The 7,187-nt window shown below is 52.1% G+C and carries 7 protein-coding genes; 6 read left to right on the forward strand and 1 reads right to left on the reverse strand.

Features of this window, described 5'->3' with window-relative positions:
• Nucleotides 1-165 precede the first annotated feature (165 nt).
• Nucleotides 166-585, reverse strand: coding sequence for a hypothetical protein (locus HMPREF3277_RS10295; protein ID WP_070871052.1), 420 nt, complete (start codon nt 583-585; stop codon nt 166-168).
• Between the two features lie 189 nt (nt 586-774).
• Between HMPREF3277_RS10295 and HMPREF3277_RS10300 the strand changes: the two genes are divergently transcribed.
• The 6 genes from HMPREF3277_RS10300 to HMPREF3277_RS10325 all read left to right on the forward strand — a co-directional run bounded on the left by HMPREF3277_RS10300 (nt 775) and on the right by HMPREF3277_RS10325 (nt 6,906).
• Nucleotides 775-1,506, forward strand: a complete 732-nt coding sequence (locus tag HMPREF3277_RS10300) for a uroporphyrinogen-III synthase (protein ID WP_070871053.1) — start codon at nt 775-777, stop codon at nt 1,504-1,506.
• Entirely contained in the window at nt 1,493-3,025 is a 1,533-nt protein-coding gene (locus HMPREF3277_RS10305; RefSeq protein WP_070860315.1) for a uroporphyrinogen-III C-methyltransferase, read from the forward strand. Before HMPREF3277_RS10300 ends, HMPREF3277_RS10305 begins: the two co-directional genes overlap by 14 nt.
• Nucleotides 3,022-4,245 carry a heme biosynthesis protein HemY gene (locus tag HMPREF3277_RS10310; RefSeq protein WP_070871054.1) on the forward strand — a complete coding sequence of 408 codons (1,224 nt, stop codon included), beginning with the start codon at nt 3,022-3,024 and terminating at the stop codon, nt 4,243-4,245. The genes HMPREF3277_RS10305 and HMPREF3277_RS10310 overlap by 4 nt, the downstream gene beginning before the upstream one ends.
• 32 nt (nt 4,246-4,277) lie before the next feature.
• Complete coding sequence (locus HMPREF3277_RS10315; protein ID WP_003778183.1) at nt 4,278-4,718, forward strand: hypothetical protein; 441 nt, start codon at nt 4,278-4,280, stop codon at nt 4,716-4,718.
• 153 nt (nt 4,719-4,871) lie between these two features.
• Nucleotides 4,872-5,933, forward strand: a complete 1,062-nt coding sequence (gene hemE, locus HMPREF3277_RS10320; protein WP_070871055.1) for a uroporphyrinogen decarboxylase — start codon at nt 4,872-4,874, stop codon at nt 5,931-5,933.
• 475 nt (nt 5,934-6,408) lie between these two features.
• Nucleotides 6,409-6,906: a phosphatase PAP2 family protein gene (locus tag HMPREF3277_RS10325; protein WP_246827728.1), complete on the forward strand. Its 498-nt coding sequence runs from the start codon at nt 6,409-6,411 to the stop codon at nt 6,904-6,906.
• Nucleotides 6,907-7,187: the final 281 nt, after the last annotated feature.

Below are 7,187 nucleotides of genomic sequence, written 5' to 3' on the forward strand. Positions count from 1 at the left end.
GGAATTTGTTCATAAAGCGGAAGATTCAAGGCGGAAACCGCAACAAGGTTGGATGCCTTGCGAGGATTTCCAACGCAACGGAAACTATTGAATCTCGATAGCTCCCAGTATAAAAAAGGTCGTCTGAAAAATATTTTCAGACGACCTTTTCATGTATTCGACAAATTAACGGCATTGCAGCCAAGTCCGTTTGAGATGATCGACATCCGTCACTTTGCAGACATTTCCGGAGCAGCTGACCGAATAATCTACTTTGGTCGGATGCCCCCATTGTTTGAAGCCGGCACGAATTTTGCCGTTGGGCAAGGCAGACACGTTGACCTTGACTTCGGTTTCAGGATCCTGACTGTTCCATATCGGATCGGCCTCAATACACAAATCCGCCGACCGAGAAGCGGTACGGATGGCTTTTTTCAAAGAATCATCGGCATATCGGTTCAAAATCTTCACGCCCGATTCATCATCGAGGCTTGCTTCTTGATAAATCTTCTTCACCAAACGGATCTTGGCGGCATTGTCTCCGCTTGCAAAAGAGACAGACGGAACCAGTAACGCAGCGAAAAGTATTGTCGCTATTTTGTTCATATTATGTTTTCCTAAAATCGAATTCTACCCTGCCATACCGTCCAATGCTTTATTGAAACCATACTCAGTATTGACTTGGCAGGGTTCAGCCGTAAAAATACAAAAAGAATTATATCCATTGGATATGCTTTTTCAAACCGATTTAAACGTCATCACCCCATTATCCATCCTATAAAGAGGTCGTCTGAAATGCCTGTCATGCTGATTGTCCGTCCGTCCGCGCGCGCGGGAGATGATGTGCGCACCTGTTCGCAGGCTGGCTGGCGCGCGCGGGTGTTGAGTCCGGTTGAAATCGAGCCTGACGAAGCGGCGTTGCGCGGCTTGAAAGAACAGTTTTCCCGTGCGGATGCGGTGTTTTGGGTCAGTCCGACGGCGGTTGAAACTGCTGCGCCGTATGTGGATTTTTCAGACGACCTGAAGGTTCAGGTCGCGGTCGGGCAGGCAAGCGGTCGGACTTTGCAACGCTGCGGCGCGAAAAATGTGTCTGTGCCGCAAGAAGGCAACGACAGCGAGGCGGTGTTGCTGCTGCCGGTTTGGGATACGCTGCCTCAGGGCGCGCGCGTATTGATTGTGCGCGGACGCGGCGGGCGCAATTTTTTGGCGGAGTCGTTAAAGAAAAAAGGCTTTGCAGTGGAAATCGCGGAAGTGTATTTCAGACGACCTAATGAATTGAATTGGCAGGATTTTGATGCCGAATCCATTGATGCCGCCTTTATCGCTTCGGGCGAACTGGTACGCGGGCTGTTTGCGCAGGTTCCGCCGCAATTTTCCCGATTCTTCGAATCCTTGTTATACTTCACCCATCATCCGCGCATAGCCGACGCGCTTCGCGAGGCGGGTGCGCGCCACATACGGGTCGTCGCTTCTCTGAAAGCGGCACTTTCATCATTTCCTAAGGAGCAAACCGATGAGCCGGTCTGAAGACAATCCATCCGAAGCAAACGAAGCCGGTCGGCCGATTATCGTCGACAGTCAGGGCAACGCGGGGTCGTCTGAAACAGCGGCTCCGAAAAAGGCCAAGCAGCCTAAAACCTCCGAATACGCAGGAACACACATGTCTGAATCTAAAAATCTTCCCCAAAACCAACCCGCCCCCGTCATCATCAAACAATCCGGCGGCAGAGGGCTGGCGGTAGGCGCGCTGGTGCTGGCGCTGCTGGGTTTGGGCGCAAGCGGCTTTTTGTTTGTGCAAGGACAAAATGTCTTGAAAAACCAAGAGCTTTCGTTTAACCAAAAGCTCGATAAAGCCGCCTTGGGCGAATCTGAAAACGCTTTACTTCTGAAAGACCATTTAAACCGCCAAACCGCCATCCAAGCCGAATTGGAGCGCTTGGGCAAAGCCCAAATGGCAAACAGCGAACAAATTCTGTTAACGCAAAAAGCGTATCAGGAGCTGACCAAAGGGCGCGTCAACTGGCTGGTTGACGAAGCGGAAACCATGTTGAACCTCGCCTCGCAGCAACTGCTGCTGTCGGGCAACGTACAAGGCGCGGCGGCGGTGTTGGAACATATCGACGGCCGCCTGAGCCGTTTCGACCAGCCCGAGCTGCTGCCCATCAAACAAGCCGTCAGCCATGATTTGGCGGCATTGAAAAACCGTCCGTATGTCGATATTTCCGGCACGGCGCTGCGCCTCGACCGCTTGGAAACTGCCGTTTCCGGCCTGCCGCTGGTTTTGGACGGCGTATTGCAGCCGGGCGAGCAGGCGCAAAGCAACGGCGCATCTTCAGGCTCTTGGTGGCAAAATACTTGGGATAAATCTTTGGTTGCACTGAAAGGGCTGGTGGAAGTCCGCCGCCTCGACAATAAAGACGCGATGCTGCTGTCGCCCGAACAGGCGTATTTCGTCCGCGAAAACCTGCGCCTGCGTCTTTTGGATGCGCGTACCGCGCTGATGCAGCACAACGGCGAGGTTTATCAAAGCGATTTGAACTACGTCGAAGCGGCAGTCAAGCAATACTTTGACGGCAAATCACCCGCAACACAGGCATGGCTGAAAGAGTTGTCCGAATTGAAAGCGCTGGATGTGCGCATGATTTCAGACGACAGCTTGAAAGCCAGCCTCAGCGCAATCCGCGCCTATCAAGACGGTACGCGTACTCCGGTCGCGCTGCCCGAACCCGTAACGACCGCCGCGTCCGCGCCCCTGCCCTCCGCCGCGTCCGAAGCCGCCGCTCCTCAAGCTGCCTCGCAGGTGAATGAAACTGCTTCCGCACCGAAAACCGCACCGGCTCCGAGGGCTGCCCATCCTGCCAAAGCAAGGCCCGCTCCTGCGCAGAAATCCGCACCTGCCGCCCAAACAGACGCGAAGCCTTTAGAAGCTCCGGCGTTGCCTTCCGAGGCCAAACCGCAAAACATTTCCGAGCCGGAAAAGAAAGCGGCTCCTGAGAAACAAAGCCGCCCTGCCGCCGATGCTGAGACCAAAGGAGGCCGTGCATGAAAGCCGTCGTCTGGATTGTCGTTTTATTCGCCGCTGCAGTCGGTATCGTCCTAACTTCCGGTATTTACACGGGTAATGTCTATATCGTCGTCGGACAGGTCATGATGCGGGTCAACCTGCACGCCTTTATCTTAGGGCTGGTTCTGTTTGTTGTTACCCTGTATTTCCTGATCAAATTCATCGTCGGCCTGATGAACATCCCCGCCCGTATGCAGCGTTTCGGTACGGCGCGTAAAGGCCGTCAGGCAGCCGTGGCTTTGAACAGCGCAGGTTTGGCGTTTTTTGAAGGCCGCTTTGAAAAAGCGGAGCAGGAAGCCGCCAAAGTATTGGAAAACAAAGAAGCCGGCGACAACCGCAATCTCGCGTTAATGCTGGGCGCGCACGCCGCCGACCAAATGGAAAACTTCGAACTGCGCGACCACTACCTGAAAGACATCGAAAAACTGCCGAACAAACAGCAGCTTTCCCGCTATCTGTTGTTGGCAGAATCCGCACTCGGCCGCCGCGATTATCCGACCGCCCTGGAAAATCTGAACGCCGCCGCGCGCATCCACCCCAACCTGTCCCGCCTCGCCCGCCTGCAACTGCGTTATGCCTTTGACCACGGCGATGCGGAAGACGTGTTGGCGAAATCCGAAAAACTGATGAAAGTCGGCGCGATTAACGATTTTGAAGCGGAACAATACCAAAGCTGGGCATACCGCCGCCTGTTGGCGGAAGCATCAGACGCAGCCGGTCTGAAAACCTGTCTGAAGCGTATTCCCGAAGCACTCAAAGCGGACGAATTGTGTGTCGCCATTGCCGAAAAATACGAGCGTCTCGGACTCTATACCGAAGCCGTCAAATGGGTGCGCCAATACTACCCGCAAAACCGCCGCCCCGAACTTTTGGAAGCCTTCGTCGAAAGCGTCCGCTTCTTCAACGAACGCGGCCAGCAAAAAGCCATCGACCTTGCCGATTCTTGGCTGAAAGACAAACCCGACGACGCGCCGCTCTTGATGTACCTCGGACAGCTTGCCTACGGCCGCAGCCTGTGGGGTAAGGCGCAAAGTTACCTCGAAGCCAGCATCGCCCTGCAACCGAGCATCGCCGCCCGCCTCATGCTGGCGCGCGTACTCGATGAAACCGGACAGCCGCAAAAAGCTCAGGAACAGCGGAAATTGGTTTTGGAAGCCGTCTCCGATGACGAACGCCACGCAGCGTTGGATCAGCATAGCTGAGTTTGGGAAATATCTTTATCTGGGAGAATTTGATGGGACCTTCAGATTCCTTTAAGGAAAAGAAAGAAATATTTGAAATTGGAACGCCTACTTATCGCCAAAAGTTAATTGATGTTTGGAAAAAGAGCATTAATGGAAACGAAAAATCTTGGGTGCTCTTTGAAAATGGTACTTGCGTCATTTTACTTGAACCGGAAAAAGATCTGGCGAAACAGGCTAAAGAGATATTAAGCAAATGGGGCAAAGTTCAAATAGGAACACCATCTGCAGATTTTGGCATTATCACTTTAGATAGCGGCGATGGATATGCCGTTTCATGCCATCATCCCGAAATTTTTACGCTAATCCTAAAAGAACAAGGATTGGATGAAGATTTCAAAATCGGTATCGAAGGGCGCTCTCATCGCGATTGTGATGCTGAAGAACTCAAAGTTATCCATATCGAAGATAAACGCACCATTGAAACCCCATGAAAACCTGCTGCCGTTTAATCATTTACTGATGATTACCTAGGCAAATGTGTTCGTCCCTCCCTTTTCAGACGACCTTTCATTGCGGAAACCGCCGCAAAGGTCGTCTGAAAACCGTTTTCCTTCCCTGTTTTACAAACAAACCGAAAGCCCCACATGACCTCTTTGAAAAACGACACCTTCCTCCGCGCCCTGCTCAAACAGCCCGTCGAATACACGCCGATTTGGATGATGCGTCAGGCGGGGCGTTATCTGCCCGAATACAAAGCCACGCGCGCGAAAGCGGGCAGTTTCCTCGATTTGTGTAAAAACACCGAATTGGCGACCGAAGTGACCATCCAGCCCTTAGACCGCTTCGATTTGGATGCGGCGATTCTGTTCTCCGACATCCTGACCGTCCCCGACGCAATGGGCTTGGGTCTGTATTTTGCCGAAGGCGAAGGCCCGAAATTCGAACGCGCCTTGCAACACGAAGCCGACATTGCCAAGCTGCAAGTTCCCGATATGGAAAAACTGCGATACGTCTTTGACGCCGTCGGCTCCATCCGCAAAGCATTGGACGGCCGCGTACCGCTTATCGGTTTCTCCGGCAGCCCGTTCACACTCGCCTGCTATATGGTCGAAGGCGGCAGCAGCAAAGAATTTCGCACCATCAAAACCATGATGTACTCGCGTCCCGATTTGCTGCACAAAATCCTCGACACCAACGCCCAAGCCGTTACCGCATACCTCAACGCCCAAATCGACGCGGGCGCACAGGCTGTGCAGATTTTCGACACTTGGGGCGGCGTCCTGAGCGATGCGGCGTTTAAAGAGTTCAGCCTCAAATACATCCGCCAAATCGTTGCCGGATTGAAACGCGAAAGCGAAGGCAGGCGCGTTCCCGTTATCGTATTTGCCAAAGGCGGCGGGCTGTGGCTGGAGGGCATGGCGGAAATCGGCGCAGACGCATTAGGCTTGGACTGGACGTGCAACATCGGCGAAGCACGCCGCCGCGTCGGCAACCAAGTCGCCCTGCAAGGCAACTTCGACCCGTTTGCCCTCTTTGGCACGCCCGAATCCATCCGCACCGAAGTCGCGCGCATCCTTGCCGACTACGGAAACGGCAGCGGCCATGTCTTCAACCTCGGACACGGCATCAACCAACACGCCGACCCCGAACACGCCAAAATCTTAGTCGATACCGTACACGAACTGTCGCGCCAATATCACGCCTGATTGGGCGCGAAAAAAGGTCGTCTGAAACCCAAACTGCCTGCCGGTTTGGTTTTCAGACGACCTTTTTATATATATTGGATGAAAAGTAAAAATCAGACATTTTCTATTTAACTGACTGCATATTTACCCAAATCAAATCAGATTGATTTCACATATTTCAAAAGACATGTATGATGATGTTCTTTAAAACAACCTTTCCAATTTCAATAAAATCCATCTTTTTAGGGGCTGTCAACATTTAATTTCCCCAGTGGATTTTTGTTCACAAAGCGGAAGATTCAAGGCGGAAACTGCAACAAGGTTGGACACCTTGAATCTTCCGCTTTGAGGATAAAAAGACACGAAAACTATTGAATGTTGACAGCCCCTCTAGGAACACACACATGAACTTTCAAGACTATTTCGTCAATCTGATATTGAGCGGCGTGATGATTATCGGCGCTTATCAGTTTACTTTTATACCCAGCGCCACCCTTTGCGCAAAGAGATCGTTTGGAATTCCCCGATAGACGAAAAAATCCCTTTCCGCCCGCGTTGGTCGTGGATATACAGCTTTCTTTACTACCCCGCCATCCTCTACCTCAACATCATCGCCACCGACCACCGCCATTTCAACATGATGGCGTTCAGCTTCCTGATGTTGCTGTTTATGCAAATGCTGTTCTTCTGGCTGTTTCCCGTTTCCACTCCGCCGCATTGGCGCAGCATCAATACCGGCAAAACACCGTCCGAATGGTTTTTACAGTTTGTTCAAAAATTCGACCAAGCCAGCAACTGTTTCCCCAGTATGCACGTTTCCGTCGCCATGCTGACCGCCCTGCACGCGCTGCCGACTTTGGGCGCCGCCGCGTTCCTCTTTCCCGTATTGATTGCCCTGTCCTGCATCTTTACCAAACAGCACTACCTGATTGACCTGCCCGCAGGCGCAGCATTGGGCGGCTTTGCCTACTGGCTGTATCTTTTAGTGCTTTGATGCACCCAATCCTAATAAAAAAACCTAAAAGGTCGTCTGAAAACGAGCGAAGCGAGTTTCGCTAAAACGAGCGCAGCGAGTTTCGCTAAAACAAAACTCAAAAGGTCGTCTGAAAACGAAAAACACCCGCTTATCGGTGTCAACTCGTTTTTCAGACGACCTTTGTATATACTCACCATCTGAACCTTACCGCCTCAAACCAGTCAGACTCAAAAATATAGTGGATTAACTTTAAACCAGTACTGCGTTGCCTTAGCTCAAAGAGAACGATTCTCTAAGGT

It is taken from the genome of Neisseria sp. HMSC70E02, from assembly GCF_001838645.1.
Classification (GTDB): Bacteria; Pseudomonadota; Gammaproteobacteria; order Burkholderiales; family Neisseriaceae; genus Neisseria; species Neisseria macacae.